This is a genomic window from Neorhizobium huautlense, from assembly GCF_002968575.1.
GTDB classification, from domain to species: domain Bacteria; phylum Pseudomonadota; class Alphaproteobacteria; order Rhizobiales; family Rhizobiaceae; genus Neorhizobium; species Neorhizobium huautlense.
In genome coordinates, this window is the sequence record NZ_PVBM01000009.1 from 147,063 (window position 1) to 166,964 (window position 19,902).

The 19,902-nt window shown below is 60.1% G+C and carries 15 protein-coding genes; 4 read left to right on the forward strand and 11 right to left on the reverse strand.

Features of this window, described 5'->3' with window-relative positions; genetic code table 11:
• Window positions 1–151 precede the first annotated feature (151 nt).
• From C5L12_RS12625 to C5L12_RS12650, 6 genes are all read right to left on the reverse strand, one after another.
• On the reverse strand, window positions 152–1,021 hold the full coding sequence (locus C5L12_RS12625; protein ID WP_105372394.1) for a sugar phosphate isomerase/epimerase family protein: 870 nt from the start codon (window positions 1,019–1,021) through the stop codon (window positions 152–154).
• A complete protein-coding gene (locus C5L12_RS12630) occupies window positions 1,018–2,319 on the reverse strand; it encodes a DUF6005 family protein (protein ID WP_105372395.1) in 1,302 nt (433 codons plus the stop codon). Before C5L12_RS12630 ends, C5L12_RS12625 begins: the two co-directional genes overlap by 4 nt.
• Window positions 2,316–3,596 carry an AMP-binding protein gene (locus tag C5L12_RS28410; RefSeq protein ID WP_170109088.1) on the reverse strand — a complete coding sequence of 427 codons (1,281 nt, stop codon included), beginning with the start codon at window positions 3,594–3,596 and terminating at the stop codon, window positions 2,316–2,318. The genes C5L12_RS12630 and C5L12_RS28410 overlap by 4 nt, the downstream gene beginning before the upstream one ends.
• A complete protein-coding gene (locus C5L12_RS28415) occupies window positions 3,593–5,329 on the reverse strand; it encodes an IucA/IucC family protein (protein WP_170109089.1) in 1,737 nt (578 codons plus the stop codon). The genes C5L12_RS28410 and C5L12_RS28415 overlap by 4 nt, the downstream gene beginning before the upstream one ends.
• A complete protein-coding gene (locus C5L12_RS12640; RefSeq protein WP_105372396.1) occupies window positions 5,313–7,097 on the reverse strand; it encodes an IucA/IucC family protein in 1,785 nt (594 codons plus the stop codon). Before C5L12_RS12640 ends, C5L12_RS28415 begins: the two co-directional genes overlap by 17 nt.
• Before the next feature lie 435 nt (window positions 7,098–7,532).
• A complete protein-coding gene (locus C5L12_RS12650) occupies window positions 7,533–8,432 on the reverse strand; it encodes a LysR family transcriptional regulator (RefSeq protein WP_105372398.1) in 900 nt (299 codons plus the stop codon).
• A gap of 114 nt (window positions 8,433–8,546) precedes the next feature.
• Here C5L12_RS12650 and C5L12_RS12655 point away from each other — a divergent pair, with 114 nt between their 5' ends.
• From C5L12_RS12655 to C5L12_RS12670, 4 genes are read left to right on the forward strand one after another with little or no spacing between them, the layout of a single operon-like run.
• Complete coding sequence (locus C5L12_RS12655) at window positions 8,547–9,629, forward strand: 4-oxalomesaconate tautomerase (protein WP_105372399.1); 1,083 nt, start codon at window positions 8,547–8,549, stop codon at window positions 9,627–9,629.
• Window positions 9,630–9,674: 45 nt separating this feature from the next.
• The gene (locus tag C5L12_RS12660) at window positions 9,675–10,676 is read left to right on the forward strand and encodes an ABC transporter substrate-binding protein (protein WP_105372400.1); all 1,002 of its coding nucleotides are present in this window, start codon (window positions 9,675–9,677) and stop codon (window positions 10,674–10,676) included.
• Between the two features lie 12 nt (window positions 10,677–10,688).
• A complete protein-coding gene (locus C5L12_RS12665) occupies window positions 10,689–11,519 on the forward strand; it encodes an ABC transporter ATP-binding protein (RefSeq protein ID WP_105372401.1) in 831 nt (276 codons plus the stop codon).
• The gene (locus tag C5L12_RS12670; protein WP_105372402.1) at window positions 11,503–12,276 is read left to right on the forward strand and encodes an ABC transporter permease; all 774 of its coding nucleotides are present in this window, start codon (window positions 11,503–11,505) and stop codon (window positions 12,274–12,276) included. The genes C5L12_RS12665 and C5L12_RS12670 overlap by 17 nt, the downstream gene beginning before the upstream one ends.
• A 122-nt stretch (window positions 12,277–12,398) precedes the next feature.
• On the opposite strand, the gene melA is transcribed toward C5L12_RS12670, so the two are convergent.
• The 5 genes from melA to C5L12_RS12695 form a co-directional block, all read right to left on the reverse strand.
• Entirely contained in the window at window positions 12,399–13,769 is a 1,371-nt protein-coding gene (gene melA, locus C5L12_RS12675; protein ID WP_105372403.1) for an alpha-glucosidase/alpha-galactosidase, read from the reverse strand.
• 22 nt (window positions 13,770–13,791) lie between these two features.
• Complete coding sequence (locus C5L12_RS12680) at window positions 13,792–15,459, reverse strand: ABC transporter ATP-binding protein (protein ID WP_105372404.1); 1,668 nt, start codon at window positions 15,457–15,459, stop codon at window positions 13,792–13,794.
• A 10-nt stretch (window positions 15,460–15,469) separates the two neighbouring features.
• Entirely contained in the window at window positions 15,470–16,603 is a 1,134-nt protein-coding gene (locus C5L12_RS12685; RefSeq protein ID WP_105372405.1) for an ABC transporter permease, read from the reverse strand.
• 1 nt (window position 16,604) lies between these two features.
• The gene (locus C5L12_RS12690) at window positions 16,605–17,612 is read right to left on the reverse strand and encodes an ABC transporter permease (RefSeq protein ID WP_105372406.1); all 1,008 of its coding nucleotides are present in this window, start codon (window positions 17,610–17,612) and stop codon (window positions 16,605–16,607) included.
• Between the two features lie 105 nt (window positions 17,613–17,717).
• A complete protein-coding gene (locus tag C5L12_RS12695) occupies window positions 17,718–19,805 on the reverse strand; it encodes an ABC transporter substrate-binding protein (RefSeq protein ID WP_105372437.1) in 2,088 nt (695 codons plus the stop codon).
• Window positions 19,806–19,902: the final 97 nt, after the last annotated feature.

Below are 19,902 nucleotides of genomic sequence, written 5' to 3' on the forward strand. Positions count from 1 at the left end.
GACGCAGCTTCGGATGTATCTGAGCCTGCGCCGCGAGCACGCTGTATCGCGCTCGCGGCCCCATCTAGCATCAAAAACATGATAACAATAGTCATATTATGTAACGTCCTGAGATCGCCAAAGCGGCGCGCTTCTGGGTAGCACGACGGGATCAGAGATTCAGAAGGCTTGGCTCAAGACGATGGTGGTTTGAGGCGCTCTTGGGTTGCCTGCTTGCCAGTTGCCGTACCTTCGTCAAGTCGTCGCGCAGCATTTCCAGGCAGTCGTCTCCGAACCATTCCAACGAGGCTTCGGCACCTGGATCCCCTATAAGATCGGAGAGAAAGCGAGAATAGTCGAGAGCGCCTTCGAACAGCGACGTCATCCCGCGGCGATCGCCGCCTGGCGCGTAGACGTTGGCAGGCTCGAAAACACCGAGATCCTTGCGATGACGGACGTTTTTCAGATGGTAGTGGCGTATGGCGGCGCCCATCCGCTGGCGTATGGCAACCGGATCGTCTCCGCCCTCCCAGACATGCAGCGCGTCAAAGTTGATGGCAAAGAACGGATGGTCCACCTCATAGATCAGTTGCAACGTCGAGGCAGCGGTATCCGCGAGCGTATTCGGGTGGGTTTCCGCAAGCAGATAAATCCCGTAATTTGCCGTGATGTCGCAAACGTCGCGCAGCCGGTCCGCAATCAGGCTTCGTTCTTCGGGGCAAGCCAAGTTGCTTGCCGTGCTGCCCGCAAAGGTCCTTATCTTCGAAGTTCCCCAATTTCGGGCCAATTGGCAAAGTTCGTTCGTCTTTTGCCGCACCGAGCGCGCATCCGCATCGAGCGGCAGGTAGTCGCTGATCATCGGCACGGATAGGCCGTAGTCCTCAAGCCAAGCGCCATTCCGCTCGGGATGAGCGGCAAGATTGCGGGCATGCACGCCCCAAAGTTCGATGCCCTGGAAGCCGGCTGATCGCGCCCAGGCGGCCATTTCACCGATCGACATCAGGTGATGGCGGAAGCTGATGCTGCAGATGGACAGTTTCATGCCATTGCCCTCTTCAGGTCAGGGGCAGTTTCTGCTTCCTGCTGACCGCACCACTTTGCAAAGACCTCCCCCAGACGATCTTTCAGCTTGCGTTCCAGCCGGTCAGCCTCGGCAATCCGCTCGAAGATAGCGTCGGACTGGGCTCGGTCCTCCGTCTGAGCAAGCTTCATGCAGGCATAGTGCAGGCTCTTAAGAGCCTGGACGAGCGCCTCGATCTCCTCGCACCAGGTTTCGAATTCGGCGGCGGGAAGCTTCAGGGCGCGCCAGAAAAAGGCGAAGCCGTGCTCATAGGCGTATTTGCGGATGGTAATCACCGGCAATTCCCGAACCGCCAAGGCCAGTTCGGCAAGCCTCAGTCCGTCGCGGCCCTCAAGATGCGCCGTGACGATGGCGCGAACCGCATCGGCGAGCGGGTTGCGGTGGGCGACGAAGCAAGCCTCGAAATAGGCCTTCAAGTCGTCTGGCTCCGGCTGCCGAGCGAGAGCATTGTCGAAAACGTATCCGCCGCCTACGGTCGGCTGCATGATCGCGTGGATCACCTTCTCCCGCTCGATCTCGCCTTCCCAACGATAGTCAGGATCGTGCACGAACCATTTTTCCGGATCCGCGGTCTTCTGCAGCATCAGGTAGTGAGGGAAGGGGTTCTGGTTGAACTTGTTCTCGCGTTCCGGAAGATGGAACATGTCGAGCATCACCATGACCGAGCCGGTGTCAGGACGGGTTTCGACGAGTTCGATGAGGGTCGCGAGATTTTCAAGCTTGGATACCCCCGGATCGTACCATTCACGGATCGGAACCCGGTAAAGTTGGGTGAACCAGTCGCGGAAGAAATCCTGGGTGATTTCCGGCGAATGGTAGAGAAGCTCGAAGTGATCGCTGACCGTGAACTTTGCGTCACAGACGCCAAAGTAAAACGGCCTGTGATCGAGGCCGTTGCGCTTCAGCCCGTCGCAGACGCAACTGACGAAGCAATGAACCTTGATGTCATAATAGGCCTCGCCATGGACGCCTTCATCCGTGGATCCACCGGTCATCGGAAATGACGGAATGGCGGTTTTCGGCGTATAGAGCGCGACAAGATCGGCCACCGTGGCGAGTTCCTGTCGGGCGATTGCCTCTTCCGGCATGGCAAGCCCGTATTCCAGCTCGAGATTGAGGAAGATCTGCAGGATCAGCACGGAATCCAGATAGAGATCCTCGTTGAGGCGCGCTTCCGGCGCAAAGCTCCGCATATGCGGATGAGCCATGTGCTCGGACAGCACCGTACGGAAGGCCTCCAGAATTTCGTCGCGCGTCATGAGGCAACTCCTCTTTCAGGTGCGGTGAACTCGCCAGCGGCATGGCGGGCCGCGACGTCGCGGCGGCTGATCTTGCCATTCGCCTGACGGGGGATTTCGCCGACCTGAATCATCTCTATCGGCAATTGGTGAGTTGCGAGATGGCGGCTGCACCATTCGCGGATATCCTGCGGCGGGACGGGCTGGCTGGCGCTGTAGAGGAGCGTCACCCGTTCTCCGGCGAAACGGTCGGTTTTGCGGAAGGCGACGGCGTCCGTGACATCAGGCATCGCCATCACCGCGTCCTCCACGTCACCGGGATAGACGTTAAGGCCAGACACGTTGATCATGTCGTCCATGCGCGACATGAAAACCAGCATGCCGTTTTTGCGCCGATAACCGAGGTCGCGGGTGTGGATCGCCGCGCCGCCGTCGCTTTGAACAACGATCTCTCCGGCGTCTTCGGCGCTTGTCCCCGTGGAGATTTCAAGGTGCGGCAGGACGAAGCCCATGTCTGCGGCGCCGTGCATGTCCGGGTTGATCGCGATGCATCCGGATTCCGAGCAGCCGTATTGCTGGAAGAGATGCTCGCTCCTCGCGCGGATCTGCGTGAACCATGGGTCGGGCAGCAGCGTACCGGATGTCATGGCGGCATAAAGTCTTTCCCCCTCCGGCAGCAGCCGGGAGAGCGTATGAAGGATCGCCGGCGACGAATAGAGCAGCGGCCGATCGATTTCACGCAACACCTTGAGGAGATGTTTCGGGTTTCCCGTCTCCACCACGACGGGAACCTGCCCGCGTTTGAGGGCAACAAGGATACCGCAGATCAAGCCATACGAATGGGTCGTCGGGCAGGCGATCACCGGCGTCATGCCTTCCGGCTCACGGAAGGTTGAAACATAGCTTTCAACCTCCCGGTCGATGTCGTTCCAGCTCCTGGCTATGCATTTTGCAGCCCCTGTCGTGCCGGAGCTCATATGCAGCAGCCGGCCGGGTCCTGGAGCTTCTTCCTGCGCCTCCAGCACTTCCGCCGTCAGGCTGTTATAAAAAAGCCGATCGCATTTTGCGGTCATCGCGAGCTTGCGCGCGGCCGGATAAGGCGTGCCGGGATGGATCGGCAGCACACTGGCTTCCGCCTTGCGGATGGCGAAGAAAAAGGAGAGCCATTCGGCCGTGTTGCCGAAGCAGACGGCATAGCGACCGGCTTTTCCCCCATTAAGGCCGACCTGCCTGCCGATCCGATCTCCTGCTTCCTCGAAATAGGTACGGTCGTAGAGCCGTCCATCGATCTGGATCATGGCTTTCTCCTTCGTTCGGTTATTCCCGCGGCCAGGGCATTCGGAATTTCGTGGTGATATTCCGGCTTTTGCGCCAGAAGCTTTCGGATAATCAGGGATTCGGTTCTAATGAACGGGCGGTCATTTCCGAGTTCAGCCAGGCGGTCCTGGACCGGCCAATCCTCCGCGTAAGCTGCCAGCAGCTTTTCGACCCTTTCCCAGAAGCGAAACTCCGGCAGGCCGTAGCAGACGTCGAGGAGATGCGAGATTTCGCTGAGGTTGAACACGAAAAGCGTATCCATGACGAGTTCTCGCAGCGAATCGAGATTGTCCGTCCAGTAATATTGGTCCGGTTCGGCGTCCCGATAGGCCGGGCTCAATGACGGGAAGTCCGGCGCCTTGTCCGGCTCCCGCAGGAAGCTTGAGGAAAATTCGACGCTTTCATGAAAATCACGCAGGATGAGCCGCACCGGCCAACCGTCGCGATGCACCAGCAGCATGTTCTGGCCATGCGCCTCCACCGCTATGCCGTGCACGACGAGCAGATGCCATACGGGCAGGATGGCGACCTCCTGGAGCCTGTTCATCCAGGGCATCAGGCCGAACCGCGTGATCCACTCGTCAGCGAACGGCCTGCCGTCGCCTTCGATCATCATCAAGGCGTTGAAGGGGACGATGGCTTCACCAGGCTGCAAGGTCGCTTCAGCATTCTGCCGCCAGATTGCGCCGATCTGGCCGGCGAGCGGCCCACTGGCATCGGCAATGAGGCCGGCATATTCCTGCAGGACGGTAAGCGGGTATCGTTCCTGAAACGCCGGGTCACCGGCGACGATCTCGGCGATCCAACTTGACAGTACAGGCGCGGTGCAGACGGAATGCGGTTCGAGCGTGCGGCGCGAGGAGGTGTTGACGATGTTGAGCGGCAGCTTGATGCTCGCCGCTCCCGGCCGGTCGATATTGATGAGTGAGCGAACCGATTGGGTTGCCATATACCGATCGCCGATTGCACCGAGATAATGGGCCTCGCCAGCGGCGATCCAACCCGCAGCTATGGCTTCACCGAGATCCTTCCATTGCCATGGATGCAGCGGCACGATGCCGAAATCTTCGGCGGGCAAAGGTAACGCCCGCCGTTTTGCCTCGACATCCGCCCATGTCTCTTCACCGAGCTCCCGGCGCCAGAAGTCCTCTTCACGTTCCGGAAGCGCAAGGCGGAGATGTTTTCGGGCAATCAGCAGCCAGACAAGTTGAAAAGGTTGCCCCGCTTCCGGACTGTAGGCCGCGTGGTCCGCGAGCGAAAACCCCAGGCGCGCACGGAAGCACGGGTGGTAGGGATGCCCTTCGTCCAACGCGCCTTCCAACACCGCAAAGGACATTCCGCGCCGATCCTTCGGAGGAATATGGTCATGGTTCCAATCGGAGAAGATGACCGTCTGTTCCAGTTCTCTGAACAGTCTGCCGCGCGTGACGCCTGTCCCTGGCAGTTCCGGAACGATTGCGGAAAGCGAGGCGGGTTCCCAGTGATGGCCGGAGCCCAGCACCTCGACGGAACCCGGCGCGATGCGAAGACGTCCGAACGCCCCGATCTTGCCGCGGCAGCGGAATTTTTTTCCGCCAAGCGACCAGTCGAATTGCATTTCACCATTGCTGATGCTGGTGCGCGCTTCCACAAGGCCTTCGAAGAGCAGCGCAGCGACCAGCTGGCGCATGACCCGGTCGCGGGCCTGGCCCGGTTCTTCAAGAGGCAATGGCATGGTCAACCCTCGATGCGGCGAGCGCGGCTGGAACCCTCAGCGGGTTCGGGATGGGGCGATAGAGAGAGGTGCCGCCGCTGGATTGCAGTTCGTCCACGTCGAACAGCCTGGTCGTCAGATTGCCCTTGGAGGTGATGGTCGGAAGGTCGAGAACGTGCCTTACAAATTCCCTGCCGACACCGCGCATGGTTCGTGCGCACTCTTCGAGATGCGCGCGCAGCATGCAAAGAAGAGTGCCCTCGTCGCAGAGACCGTCATGCCCCATGCGGCTGATGACGGAAAACACCTGGTTGACGATTAGGTAATAGGCGAAGCGGTCGCGGATTTCACCATCGGCGAAATAGAGAGAGGCGATTGTCTCCGTTTCCGCGACAAGGCCTGCAAGCTGGCCGCGATGACGCTCCGAGAGATAGAAGCCCTGATTGTCGCGGTAATAGCTGACCGAAGGGTAGCCTGACGAAATATCCAGAAGGCTGTTCTGCTGGTGGGCTTCGAGCGCCACACCGTGATCATCATAGAGCCGGATCAGCGGCTCGACGGCGCAGGCGAGGTAGCGATTGAACCATGCGAGCGCAATGTCGGAGACCCCGCTGGCGCCCCGGACCGCCAGTTCGCGGATGATCCGCTCCAATCGCGAAAGCCTGCCGGGGAGGGGATCGGCGGTTAGCGCGGCTACGGTGACGACGCCCAGTCCCTTCTTGCCCCGGAAGGGGTTTTCGCGAAGGATGACCTCAAAGCCACTTTCCTCGCGATCCGGCAGGTCGAGCGTGATATAGGCGGAATCGTGGATGACGCGGAAGTCGGTGACCCGTTCTGCAAGGCGGATGCGCTGCATGAGCCGCGCCATGGCGACACCGGCATCGAGCTCCTGGCGGCGGTTGATGCGGACGGAATTGGTAATCCGCACGGGAAGCGAGAATTTCACCATCCAGTCGGCGCCGTCGCTGTAGACGGTCCGTACCGAGGAAGTCGCCGTGAAAGGGAGCCCCAGAGGACCTATGGACCGCAGCTTGCCGCTCTGTTCCAGCGCCTGGATATCGGGTTGGAGGAGCAGCGCTTCCGCCTGAAGCGGATGCATGGGGATGAGGCATTCATCAGCGCCAATATGAAGGCTTTCGCTCGACGGCCCGAGCAGGCCTCGCACTATTGCGTCGGTCTGAAGCACACCTGCGGAAGCCTGGCGCACAAGATCTGCCTTGGCGGCGAAATAGTGGAGCCGAAAGTGCCCGCGCAGTTCCGGCGCATAACTCTCCTGCTGCCAATAAGTCATGCCCTGCCGGCTCTTTGGCGTCGGGTGCTGCCAGTGGCCGAACACGAGCGACTGTTCGGCGTTTATGAAATGATCCTCTTCTCGATATCCCCGTTCTGCTCTCTCGATATAGTTGTGCATCTGCTGATAGCTGTCCAAAACCCGCGCCAGTAGCTCCACTTCGAACGTACGCAGCTCATCGCGCTCGCCCCCGTCGATCCGGCGGTAGGCTCCGTGAATGAGAGCCGTGAGAGCTGGCAGAGGTTCGATCTGACGCCAGGAGGTTTCGGAAACCGTCCGCGACCAAAGCCTGCCGAAATATTGAGGCCCGCAGATCGACGCCGACACGATCTCCGCGCGCAACAGCATGTGCTGACGCGGCAGCGACCATTCCACGCCGTCGACCGTTCCGGTGGCCGTGCGATGCACGACCGGCGTGCCGGGGTTCACTTCGCGAAGATAGCAGTTCGCGAAACTCTGGAATGTCGCCGTTTCCGCCGCTTGCCTTGACGATTGCATGCTTCTCCATTCCCGTTGCGCGAGATAGCGATTACGCCAACGGCGCTCCGTTTTGGCTTTGCCCAACTGACAGCCGGCGACCTGCCGTCCTTCAGTCGGGCTCGTGCCGACAGTGATCCGGTTGCCGGGTTTTGGCGCTGTTGGCTTCCGGTCGAAGAATGGAGACTTCGAACTGCTTCTGAGCGGATGGGGCCGGGCCGGAGAAGGAGCGGGGCAGAATTGGCCTGCCCTGCAATGCATGAAGATGAGATTTCATGGCGCGACCTCGTTCTCGATCATCCCGGTTCCGGCGCATGCGCGGCATGCGTTCCAGACCCAAAGACGATCGGCGAACCGGTTTTTTTCATCGGCTTTGCTTTTTTCGCGGCTTGCGGAAAAAGAGGCTATGGTCGCAAGACGCTTCTGGTTTTGCGGCTGTCGCGTTTTTCGCGCTTTTTAAACAGTGCCCCATACACCTATCAGCATCTTGAGAAATCGCTCTGCCGCCGGCGACAAGGTGCCGCCGCGACGGCGAACCACGCCGATCGTGCGGGATATCTCGGGATTGCGGATGGGCCGGGTGATCAGGAACGGATGGTCTTCTCGCGGGGTTGCCATTTGTGGCAGCACCGAAATCCCGAGGCCCGCCTCCACCAATCCGAGGGAGGTGGACAGATGGGTCACCTCGTAGAACCAGCGAAGCTTGATGTTTGATTTTGCCAGTGCCGCGTCGAGCAGCGTTCTGTTGCCGCTCGATCGATGAACCGTGATCAGATGATAGGGTTCCAGATCCGCCCACCCGACCGTAGGCTTGGCCGCGAGGGGATGATCCCTGCGCGCTGCCAGTACGAAAGGGTCTTCCACAAGCCGCTCGAAGGTCAGATCGGGATCCGACGTGCCCATGAGGTTAATGCCGAACTCCACTTCCCCGCGTGCCACGGCTTGAAGACCGTCGGTCGCCGGCAGATCGAGGATACGAAAGCGAATGTTCGGATACTCTTCGTTGAACTGTCGGATGACGGTCGGCAGGAAGTAGAATGCTGCCGTGGGAAGGCATGCGATCGTCACCAGCCCGCCTCGATTGGGTCCGACGTCACGGACCGCAAACAGAGAACCGTCGAACTCCTCCAGCATGCGCCGGACGAGCGGCACGAGCTCCGTACCGAGAGCTGTGGCGGACACATGCCTGGTTGTCCGTTCCAGGAGAGGTGCTCCGATAACCTGCTCCAGTTTTTGAATGCGGCGGCTCAACGCCGGCTGTGACAGATGCAGAGCGTCGGCCGCGCGATGAAAGCTCTCCAACTCCACGACGCTCAGGAAGGCTCGAAGATCAAGTATCTCGCAATTAATGCTCATCCTGCATCAATCCTCCGATTCTTCGCATTTCACAAATAAACGCCTCTTCCGATAATTGGATCAAAGAGCGCCGATTGATACGGCGATGACATAATTCCAATGGAAGCACAAGCGATGAACGATCTGCTCGCGATCCCTTGCGTACTGATGAGAGGCGGCACCTCAAAGGGGCCATTCTTCCTGGCCCGCGATCTTCCCGCCGATACTCGTGAGCGCGACCGAATCCTGCTCTCCGTGATGGGTTCGGGTCACCCGCTGCAGATCGATGGCATTGGCGGCGGTAACCCCGTCACGAGCAAGGTGGCGATCGTCGGGCCATCGAGTATTCCAAGCGCCGATGTCGACTATCTCTTTGCGCAGGTGCGTGTCGATCAACAGATCGTCGACACCTCGCCGAATTGCGGCAATATGCTGGCTGCGGTCGGCCCGTTCGCAATCGAAGCCGGACTTGTCCCCGTTCGTGGAGAAACGACGCTCGTCCGGATCCATAACGTAAACACCGGCAAGCTGATCGACGCCGAGGTTCCTACTCCAAACGGCAGCGTCTCCTATCTCGGTGATGCTGCGATCGACGGCGTGCCCGGTCGTGCTGCGCCGATCGCATTGACGTTCATGGACGCGGCCGGGGCTCGCACCGGACAGCTCTTTCCCACCGGCAGGCCAGTGGACCTGATCGACGGTGTGGCTGTCACCTGCATCGACTGCGCAATGCCGATGATGTTGATCGAAGCAGTCTCCGTCGGCGCGACCGGCTTCGAGACAGCGGCTGAACTCAATGCTGACAGGGAATTGCTGGCACGGCTGGAAATGCTGCGCATAGCAGCCGGCGAACGGATGGGCCTTGGCGACGTGCGCAATCAGGTGACGCCGAAGCCCGTCCTCATATCGAGGCCGAACTCCGGAGGAAAAATCAACGTGCGCTATTTCATGCCGCATCAATGTCACCCGTCGCTCGCGACCACAGGGGCGGTGGGAATCGCGACCGCGTGCATCAAAGAGGGCACCGTTGCCTCGCTCCTCGTCGGTACGCAGAAGCCGCCGCTGGTGCTCTCGATCGAGCACCCGAGCGGCCACCTGGACGTCAAGCTTTATGAACGAGACGGCAAAGTCGTTGCCGGGATTCTTCGAACAGCCAGGCGGCTGTTCGACGGACAAGTCTTCGCAAAACCTGTCACGCAACTGGGTTGTGCGGCATAATAACCGTGGCCGCCAGGAGGGCGCCACCATCAGGAGGAGAATATCATGCGCAAATTCATGCTCGCCCTCGCGGCAACCGTCGCTTTTGCCGGTTCCGCCTTTGCGGACCCCGTCCGCATCAGTGTCGGCTCTTACAACCTCAACAATCTGCCTTTTCCGGTCGCCCAGGGGCTCGGCCTTTACGAAAAGGAAGGCCTGGAGGTGACCGTCGAGAACTTCGCATCGGGCGGATCGAAGACGCTTCAGGCGCTTGTGGCCGGCTCGACGGATATCGCAGTCGGCTTTTACGACCATACCATCCAGATGCAGTCCCAGAACAAGGCAGTTGTCGCTTTCGTCCAACTGGCCCGCAACTCCGGGCTCGTGCTGGCGGGCGGCAAGGACAGCAAATTTGATCCGGCAAGACCGGAAACGATCAAGGGAGCGAAAATCGGAATCACCTCGCCAGGCTCGTCTTCAGACTTCTTCGTTCGTTATTACCTGCAGCGCAACGGCTTGTCCGCAAATGACGTGTCGCTGATCGGTGTCGGCTCCGGCTCTGCAGCGGTGGCGGCGCTCGAACAAGGCAAGGTCGACCTGCTCGTCAATTACGATCCGGCAGCAACCTTCATCGAAGCCAAAGGCGTCGGCAAGATCCTGATCGACGGGCGCAGCGACGAAGGTGCCAAGGCGATCTATGGCGGGATTTATCCGACTTCGGTCCTCTATGCCACACAGAGCTATATCGAAGACAATCCGGAAACCGTCCAGAAGGTCACGAATGCGACGGTCAAGGCGCTCGAGTGGATGAATAGCCACTCTGCCGAAGAGATCGTCGATAAGCTGCCGAAGGAGTTCATCTCCGGCGATCGTGACACCTACATCAAGGCGGTCGAGAATGCGAAGGCGATCTTTTCGAAGGACGGGCGCATGGACGAGGAAGACATCAAGACTCCGCTCGCCGTCCTGAAGAGCTTCAACGAAAAAGTCGCCGCGGCTGAAATCGACCTTACGAAAACCTACACGAACGAGTTCGTCGGCAAGGTCGGCAACGTCGCCGCCAACTGACAGGAGGAGAAGATGGCATTGGCCGTACTAAAACCCACCCCCCCGACGGAGAGTCCGCATCAGGCAAAGCCGATGGTCTCAATCGACGCGGTCACCATGTCCTTCGGATCCTATGTGGCCGTGCAGGATGTGAACCTGAGCGTTGCCGATGGCGAGTTTCTCGCCATCGTGGGACCGACCGGCTGTGGCAAAAGCACGATTCTCAACGCAATCGCCGGGCTGCTGAAACCCTCCCGCGGTACCGTCGCGATCGACGGTCAGCCGGTACGCGGGGTTCAGAACGATATCGGCTATCTGTTCCAGCAGGATGCCCTGCTTCCCTGGAAGACCGCGCTGGAGAATGTCGAACTCGGTCCGATGTTTAAAGGTGTGGGCACTGCGGAGCGACGCGAACAGTCGATGAAATGGTTGGCGAAAGTCGGACTGAAGGGCTTCGAGCACCGCTATCCGCATCAGTTGTCAGGCGGGCAGCGCAAGCGCGTACAGATGGCGCAGGCGCTGATCACCGGCCCCAAGGTCATCCTGATGGACGAGCCCTTCTCGGCGCTCGACATCCATACCCGGCATCTGATGCAGAACGAGTTGTTGCGGCTCTGGCAGGAAGAGCGCCGCGCCGTGGTGATGATCACGCACGACCTTGAGGAGGCAATCGCGCTCGGAGATCGGGTCGTGGTGCTTGCCGCCGGACCGCGCTCGCACGTGATCGACAGCTTCCCCGTCGATCTCGAACGTCCGCGCGATGTCGCTGAAATCAAGCTCGATCCGCGCTTCATGGATCTTTACCGCAACATCTGGTCGTCGCTGCGCGGCGAAGTGGAGAAAAGCTATGAACGCCATGACTGAACGTCTCATTCAGGTCGCGCTGCTGGTAACAATTCTTGGCGGCTGGCAACTCGGTGTCACCATCGGGGTCATCGATGTCTTCTTCTTCCCGGCTCCGGTCGACATCTTCAACCAGGTGGTATCCTGGATAATGGACGCCAGCTTTTATAGCCATGTGGCCATCACCTTGACGGAAACCGTGCTCGGTTACCTGGTCGGAACGGCACTTGGCGTGGCAGCAGGCGTCTGGCTCGGCCTCAGCCGTTCAGCCGCGCGCATTCTGGACCCTTTCATCAAGGGCCTGAACGCGATCCCACGCGTCGTGCTTGCGCCGATCTTCGTCCTCTGGCTCGGCCTCGGTCTCTGGTCCAAGGTGGCGCTCGCCGTGACGCTGGTGTTCTTCGTCACCTTCTTCAACGCCATGCAGGGCGTCCGTGAAGTGAACCCGGTGGTGCTGTCGAACGCCCGCATTCTGGGAGCCAAGCGGTCGGATCTGCTTCGTCACGTTTATTTCCCCGCAGCGGCAAGCTGGATCCTGTCTTCGCTGCGCACGTCGGTCGGCTTTGCCGTCGTCGGAGCAATCATTGGGGAATATCTCGGCTCCTCCGCCGGGCTTGGCTATCTGATCGCTCAGGCGGAAGGCAATTTCGATGCGGTCGGCGTCTTTGCCGGCATCCTGATCCTCGCGATCTTTGTGCTGATTATCGACAGCATGCTGGACATCGCCGAAAAGCATCTCATCAAATGGCGACCGAGCGCTTCCGAACGGCCTGCGTGACGATCGCAGCAACCGATGAACCACTTCACATGCACTCTCCCTGTGACAGGGGAGAGTGCATGTGTTCTGCGCGCTAACTGGAGGTATCGACTTTCCGGCCTCGACGTGGCGTGGTTTCCGGCTCAGGCAACCCGAGCCTTCCGGGTGGAGCGCGCCCAATCCGGTAGCCAGGTGTCATGAGCATCCAGCAGATCGTCGACGAGTGACCAGATCTGGTCGAGATCCAATTCGGCTGCGGTGTGAGGATCCATCATCGCGGCGTGATAGATGTGTTCGCGGTTTTCGGTCATCAGCGCCTGCACAGTCAGTTCCTGCACGTTGATGTTGGTCCGCATCAGCGCGGTGAGCTGCGGCGGCAGATCGCCGATGAAAGTCGGCTGAATACCGGAAGCGTCGACAAGGCAGGGTACCTCTGCCGCGCAATTTTCCGGCAGCGAGGTGATGCAGCCGTTGTTCCGCAGATTGCCGTAGATCACCGAGGGTTCGCCCGTCCAGACCGAGTTGATGATGGAGGAGGCATATTCCTTCGATGACTCCACTTCGATCTTGTCGGCGCTGCGATAGGCTTCCGCTTGTCCCTTCCAGCGCTCGATCTGCTCGATGCAGCGCTTGGGGTATTCATCAAGAGGGATGCCGAACTTTTCGATTAGGTCTTCGCGGCCCTCTTTGATGAAATAGGGCGTGTATTCGGCGAAATGTTCAGAACTTTCGGTGACGAAATAGCCAAGCCGCTTCAGCATCTCATAGCGCACCTTGTTCGGGCAGCGCGGGTTCCAGCCGGGTTTCGGCGCTCGGCCTTCGCGATAGGCACGATGAAGGTCCGGGTAGAGGTTCCTGTAGGAGCCGTCCTTCTGGCGGTGCTCGAAGGTCAGGAAAAAGGCCATGTGGTTGATGCCGGCCGAACGGTAGCGGATCTCCTCGTAGGGAATGTCGAGGTCATGCGCCAGTTCCATCGCGGTTCCCTGAACCGAGTGGCAGAGGCCGACCTGTTTTATGTCGGGATATTTCTCCGCGATCGCCCAGGTATTGATCGCCATCGGGTTCACATATTGCAGCATGATCGCACTCGGGCAGACAGCGCGCATGTCCTCGCAGATCTTCCACAGATGAGGCACGGTGCGAAGCCCGCGCATGATGCCGCCGACCCCGAGCGTGTCGGCGATCGTCTGCCGCAGGCCGTATTTCTTCGGCACCTCGAAATCCGTGACGGTGCAGGGCTCATAGCCGCCGATCTGGAAGGCGACAACCACGAAATCCGCGTTCGCCAGCGCCTTTTTCTGATCGGAATAGGTCTCTGCCTTTGCCTGGGCGCCAAGCGTGGAGATCAATTTGTTGACGACGACGGCGCTTTCCTCCAGCCGTTGCGGGTTGATGTCCATCAGCGCGATGGTTGCGCACGACAGCGCGGGACGCTGCAGAACGTCACCGACGATATTTTTCATGAAGACGGTCGATCCGGCTCCGATGAAGGCGATCTTGGGATGAGCTGCCATGTAAACCTCCGGCATTCGGCAGTTAGGCGACATCGAAAGCGGCTTTGACCAGCCGTTCGGTGTATGCGGTCTTGGGATGGGTGAGAACCTCGTCGACGGGACCTTCTTCCACGATCTTGCCGTGCTGCATGACGATCACCCGGTGGCAGAGGGCGCGCACGACCTTCAGATCGTGTGAGATGAAGAGATAGCTCAAGCCGCGCTCGTCCTGCAGCTTGCGCAGCAGCTCGATGATCTGCGCCTGAACGGAGAGATCGAGCGCCGAGGTCGGCTCGTCGAGCAGGATGAATTCGGGCTCGAGTGCGATGGCGCGGGCAATCGCGACACGCTGGCGCTGGCCGCCTGAAAATTCGTGCGGGAAGCGCGAGAGGATATTGCCCGGCATGCCGGCTGCGGAAAGCGCGGCCCGCACGCGCTCGAGGCGCTCGGCCTTGGTGACGCCAAGCCCGTTGACGACCAGGCCCTCCTCGATGATCTGGCCGATCGTCATGCGTGGATTGAGCGAAGCAAAGGGGTCCTGAAAGACGATCTGCATGCGCGAGCGCAACGGGCGCATGCCGGCCCGCGAGAGCTGGTGGATCGGCTGCCCGTCGAAGGTGATCTCGCCTGCTTGCGGCGTGTTGAGCCGCACCAGTGCCTGTCCGAAAGTGGTCTTGCCTGAACCGGATTCTCCGACGAGGCCGAGCGTTTCGTGCCGGCACAGCGCCAGGTTCAGGCTGTCGACGGCCACCAGCTCACGCAGGTCGGGCTTCAAAAAGCCGCCGTGACGCAGCATGAAGGACACCCGCACGCCCTTCGCGTTCAAAATCACGTCAGAGCCTTCCGGAAGCGGATTGGCGCGGCCTCGGGGCTCGGATGCGAGCAGATGCTTCGTGTAGGGGTGCTGCGGATTGGCGAAGAGCTGTTCCTTGGTATTGTGCTCGCGGATTTCGCCATGCTGCATCACATAGATGTAGTCGGCGAACTTGCGCACCACTGTCAGGTCATGGGTGATGAGGATCACCGCCATCCGCAGCTTTTCCTGAAGATCGCGAATGAGATTGAGGATCTGCGCCTGCACCGTCACGTCGAGCGCGGTCGTCGGTTCGTCCGCAATCAGCACATCCGGTTCATTGGCAAGCGCCATTGCGATCATCACGCGCTGGCGTTGGCCGCCGGAAAGCTGATGCGGATATTGTTTCAGCCGCGCCTCGGGATCGGGAATCTGGACCTGTTTCAAAAGCTCCAGCGCACGCGCTTCGGCCTGCCTTCGGTTCGTCTTTTGGTGGACGCGGATCGCCTCGACCAGCTGGCTTCCGATCGAATAGATCGGGTTGAGCGAGCTCATCGGCTCCTGAAAGATCATGGAGATGCGGTTACCCCGCAGTTTGCGGCGGGCTCGTTCCGGAAGCTTCAAGATATTGCTGCCGTCGTAGTCGATGCTCGATTTCGGCAGAACGACGGCCCGTTTGGACAACAGTCCCATCACGGTGCGCGCCGTCACCGATTTTCCCGAGCCGGATTCGCCGACGATGGCAATCGTCTCTCCGCGATAGAGCTGGAAGGAGATGTCCTTTACCGCCTGCACGGTACCATGCTCCACCTTGAAGCTGACCCCGATATTGCGGGCATCCATGATCGGCTTGTCGGAGCGTTGAGCGTGATCGTACCGAAGCGGCGGGGCGAGGGAATTCACAAGCGAAAGAGCCATTGTCATCACCTCAATAGGGGTCGACTGCGTCGCGCAGTCCGTCGCCCAGCGCGTTGAACGCGAAGACGGTTACCAGCACGAAGAAGACGGGCGCCAGGATCCACGGATAGGTCCCGATGACGGAATAGTTCGCGGTATCCTGCAGCATAAGGCCCCAGGAAATCAGCGGCGGCTTCACCGCAAAGCCGAGGAAACCGAGGAAGGATTCCAGCAGCACCACGCTCGGGATGTGCAGGGTGACCGCGACGATCACGTGGCTCATCACGTTCGGCAGGATGTGCTGGAAGATGATCCGCCGGTCGGTTGCGCCGACGGCGATCGCCGCCCGCACATAGTCCACGCGCGCCAGCGCCATGGTCTTGCCGCGGACCTCGCGCGACATTTGCGCCCAGCCCAATGCCGACATCACCATGATCACGAAGCCCAGAAAGACGTTGGTGGGGGCGGTGATCGGAATGAGCGAGGTTAGGGCCAGATAGAGGGGCAGTTGCGGGAAGGCGAGTACCAGCTCGACAAACCGCTGCACCCAGACGTCGAAGGTCCCGCCGAAATAGCCGGATACCAGGCCTACCGTGGTGCCGATAACGGTCACGATGCCAACGACGACGAGCGCGATCATCAAGGAAATGCGCGAGCCGACGATCGCCCGCGATAACACGTCGCGGCCGAACTTGTCGGTACCGAGGAAGTGCACCGGTTGCCCGTCGACCGTGCCGAAGAAATGCCGGTCGAGAGGTATGAGGCCGAAGAGCCTGTATTCGGCACCCTTTACGAAGAAGCCGAGCAGGCGCGGATTCTCGTAGTCCGGTCCGAGGACGGGTTGGAAGGTGACCGGGTCCAGCTCGTCCGATTCAGCCAGCGCGTAGACCCGCGGCGGAAAGGCGAGGTTACCGTCCTTGTCATGGAAACTGATCATCTGTGGCGGCGCAAAGCCCACATGGGTGGCTTTGGGGTCCATCGGCGCAAAGAAATCCGCAAAGACGGCCATCACGATCAGCAAGGCCACGAGGACGAGACCCATCAAGCCTGTCCAGGAGCGCCTCAGCCGGCGCCAGACAAGGGCCATGTAGCTCTCGTTGCCGTCCGGCCCGTGCTTCACTGTTTCCTCTTGCGTCGATGTCGGTGCGGTATCGAAAGCGAGCATATCAGGCCCCCGCGAACTGGCGGACACGCGGGTCCAGCATGACGAGCAGCAGGTCGGCGATAATATTGCCGACGATGAGCGTCGCCGACAGCACCATCATGAACGTTGCCGTGACATAGACATCTCCGATCGCCATCGAGCCCACGATGGCGGGACCGACAGTCGGCAGGGCAAAGATGATGGCCGTCTCGATCTCGCCGGTGAGCATGTAGGGGAGGGCAACCCCCTGATACATGACGAGCGGATGCAGTGCGTTCGGGACGGCATGCTTCATGATGACCGCACCGCCGGACAAGCCCTTCGCGCGCGCCGTTTCCACGTATTGAGCATTCAGCGTGTCGAGCAGATTGCCTCGCATGACCCGCATATTGTAGGCAAGCCCGCCGAAGGTGGCGATCGCCACGACCGGCCAAACATGGCTGACGAGATCGACGAATTTCGCCCAGGACCACGGCGCTCCGCCATATTGGGGTGAAAAGAAGCTGCCGATCTCCGATACTTCGAACTGGAAGACGAGCAGGTAAACGATGATCAGCGCCATCAGGAAGCGGGGCACCGTCATGCCGAGGAAGGAAATGCCGGAGAGCAGATTGTCGATCCAGCTATACTGTCGCGTCGCCGCCCAGATTCCAAAGCCGATACCGAGCAGCGAGGCGAGGAGGTGGCAGACAAGCGCCAGCGCCAGTGTGCGTGGCAGACGTTCTCCGACAACATCCGCGACGGGCCTGTTGTAATACATGCTGTGACCGAAATCGCCCTCGGTGACGATGCCCTTGATCCAGTTCAGGTATTGCATGATCAGTGGTTTATCGAGTCCGTGCTCGGCGCGATATGCCTGAGCCTGGGCCTCGGCCTGGGCAAAGGAGGCGCCGCTCTGATTGATGAGCTGCGAACGAATGTAGTCGGCATAGTCACCGGGTGGCGCCTGGATGATCGCGAAGGTCACCACGCTCAGGATGACGAGGACGGGGATCGCCGAGCCTATACGCACGAGCAGGAATCGTAGCATCGGACGGTTCGCTTCTCCTGATGGCCGCGGCCGGCCTGTTGTCGGGATCTTCCCGGTCGCGCGCCACGACGCGCGACCGGTTGCTTCACTGGGAGGGGGACTCGGTTAATTCATCGGGCCTTTGTCGCCGGGTTTTCCAGGCAATTGCTCGGGGAAAAGCTCGTATTTGCCCTGTTTGTCCGCCGTGACCCAGAGCCGTTCGCGGATGACGGAATCTTCGGCCCAGTTGAACATGAAGATCGGCGTGCCCTGCGGGACATTCGAGAAACGCTTGTTAATGATCAGCGCGCCCGGATATTCGGTAAGGCCGATTGTATCGACATGCTCCGTCGCCGTTTTCTGATATTGCTTCATCAGGTTGACGCGCTCATCGCTGTTCTGGCTGGTCTGGAATTTGCTGACGATTTCGATGAGCTGCTTCTCGTAAGGCATGAGATCGAGCGTGCCGTCCTTGCCTGCACGGTGATGCCAGCTCGTGCGCGGGCCGACAGGGGCAAGCTGCTCGGTATTCTGCACGACCGAAGCGAGTTCCGGCGTGCTTCTCTGGATTGCCCAGTCGAAGCGCCCGCTATAATGGGCATCGTCGCGCTTGGGTCCGTCGAGCGCGTTGAGGATGACCTTGATGCCCAGCCTTTCCATCTGGCCGACGACACCTTCCGCCAGGCTCTTGTCGGTCGCGTAGCCGTTGTTGACCAGAAGAACGATCTCGACATTCCTGCCACCGGCCGTGCCGGACGGAAAATTCACGATGCCGTCGCCATTGGTATCCTTGAGTCCGACCTTGGCGAGCAGTGCCTTGGCGCCCTCAAGATCGTAGGGATAATAGACAGTCGAGTTGCGGTCGTAAAAACTCGTGCCGGAAGAAATGCCGCCCGGATAGATGGCAGTAAACGGACCTTTGACGAGGGAATCGCCGATCGCCTTGCGGTCGACCGCCATGGTGATCGCCTTGCGGAAGTCCTCGTTGCGATTGAGCTCGCGAATTGCCTGGCCGCGCTCGTCGGGATCCCCCCAGCCGTTGCCCGAGAGGTTCATGCGCATGTTATAGCCGATCAGCCGGGGTCCGAAGGCAAGGCGGGCAGGCGCGGTCTTTTCGGCAGCGCGTTTCAGCGAAGCCACGAAGTTTTCGGGCTGTTCAAGATTTGAAATATCGGCGGAGCCGGCGACTGCCTGCACATCCCGATCCGCCCATGTCGAAAGCTTGTAGTGCAGCTCATTGAGATAGGGCAGCTGGTTCCCCTTTTCGTCGACCTTCCAGTAGTAGGGGTTGCGCCGCATCACGATGATGTCGTCCGGCCGGTATTCGACCGGCACCCAGCCACCCATCACCGGCATGTTCAGGAATTCCGGCGGGAAGGCGTTCTTGAACTGGTCGTATGTGTTTTTCGAATATTTCGGATGCTGCGGTTTGAGAAGATGCGACGGCCCCGGGCAGAAGTTGGGATAGGCCATGGTGTAAAGATATTGCTTCGGGAAGGCCTCCTTGAAGGTCCACTCCACGGTATATGCGTCAATTTTCTTGAGGGTCGTTCCCTCGCCGAAGGCTTCCGGGGAGGCGCCGCCGCCGAGCGGCGAGACGTTCGGGTCGATGACCTCGTCTTCCCAATAGAACATGATGTCGTCCGCGTCGAAGGGATCGCCGTCGGACCATTTGGCGCCTTCCACCAGATGCATGGTGAGCTTATGGCCGTCGGAGGACCATTCCCAGCCTTTGGCGAGATTGGGCAGCGGCTCGGTATCCTTCGCCTCGACCTGGAACAAGGGCGCCGTGCGCGTCAGGCATTCCGATAGACCGATGTCGATGCCGCCCCATCCCTGGGTCTGACCGGCGCCGTAGTTCCAGCCTTCCGGCCGGCCGCCGATGACATGGCGCAATGTGTCGCCATAGATACCCGCGCCGTCCGGCATGTTCTCCGTCTTGAAGACCAGCGGCTCCTTCGGCAGACGATCCTTGACCGGAGGCAGCTTTCCGGCGGAGACGAACTTCTTCGTTACCCAATCCGGTTCGTGATATTCGGACAGCGCCTTGAACTCCACGATGGAGTCGCGCGATACGTATTTAATCTTGCCTTCCGCCGGAAATTGCGGCGGAACCGGCGGCGTTGTCGGTTCGGACGCATGGGCGCTCATCGCCCCGACCGAGACACCGAGTGCCAGTCCGGCAAGCATGCCGGCAGTTTTGAAATTGCTCATCGCCTCTCCCTCCTGTTCAGAGCGCCGCAGCGTCTCCGTTTCTCCTCGAACGATCGCAAAGCCAATTCCGGGCGACAACCTTCCTCCCGAAGATCCG

Excerpts from the sequence above, each read along its gene's own strand:
- C5L12_RS12625 (WP_105372394.1), bottom strand. The coding sequence starts at position 1,021 with ATGAAACTGTCCATCTGCAGCATCAGCTTCCGCCATCACCTGATGTCG.
- C5L12_RS12630 (WP_105372395.1), bottom strand. The coding sequence starts at position 2,319 with ATGACGCGCGACGAAATTCTGGAGGCCTTCCGTACGGTGCTGTCCGAG.
- C5L12_RS28410 (WP_170109088.1), bottom strand. The coding sequence starts at position 3,596 with ATGATCCAGATCGATGGACGGCTCTACGACCGTACCTATTTCGAGGAA.
- C5L12_RS28415 (WP_170109089.1), bottom strand. The coding sequence starts at position 5,329 with ATGCCATTGCCTCTTGAAGAACCGGGCCAGGCCCGCGACCGGGTCATG.
- C5L12_RS12640 (WP_105372396.1), bottom strand. The coding sequence starts at position 7,097 with ATGCAATCGTCAAGGCAAGCGGCGGAAACGGCGACATTCCAGAGTTTC.
- C5L12_RS12650 (WP_105372398.1), bottom strand. The coding sequence starts at position 8,432 with ATGAGCATTAATTGCGAGATACTTGATCTTCGAGCCTTCCTGAGCGTC.
- C5L12_RS12655 (WP_105372399.1), top strand. The coding sequence starts at position 8,547 with ATGAACGATCTGCTCGCGATCCCTTGCGTACTGATGAGAGGCGGCACC.
- C5L12_RS12660 (WP_105372400.1), top strand. The coding sequence starts at position 9,675 with ATGCGCAAATTCATGCTCGCCCTCGCGGCAACCGTCGCTTTTGCCGGT.
- C5L12_RS12665 (WP_105372401.1), top strand. The coding sequence starts at position 10,689 with ATGGCATTGGCCGTACTAAAACCCACCCCCCCGACGGAGAGTCCGCAT.
- C5L12_RS12670 (WP_105372402.1), top strand. The coding sequence starts at position 11,503 with ATGAACGCCATGACTGAACGTCTCATTCAGGTCGCGCTGCTGGTAACA.
- melA (WP_105372403.1), bottom strand. The coding sequence starts at position 13,769 with ATGGCAGCTCATCCCAAGATCGCCTTCATCGGAGCCGGATCGACCGTC.
- C5L12_RS12680 (WP_105372404.1), bottom strand. The coding sequence starts at position 15,459 with ATGGCTCTTTCGCTTGTGAATTCCCTCGCCCCGCCGCTTCGGTACGAT.
- C5L12_RS12685 (WP_105372405.1), bottom strand. The coding sequence starts at position 16,603 with ATGCTCGCTTTCGATACCGCACCGACATCGACGCAAGAGGAAACAGTG.
- C5L12_RS12690 (WP_105372406.1), bottom strand. The coding sequence starts at position 17,612 with ATGCTACGATTCCTGCTCGTGCGTATAGGCTCGGCGATCCCCGTCCTC.
- C5L12_RS12695 (WP_105372437.1), bottom strand. The coding sequence starts at position 19,805 with ATGAGCAATTTCAAAACTGCCGGCATGCTTGCCGGACTGGCACTCGGT.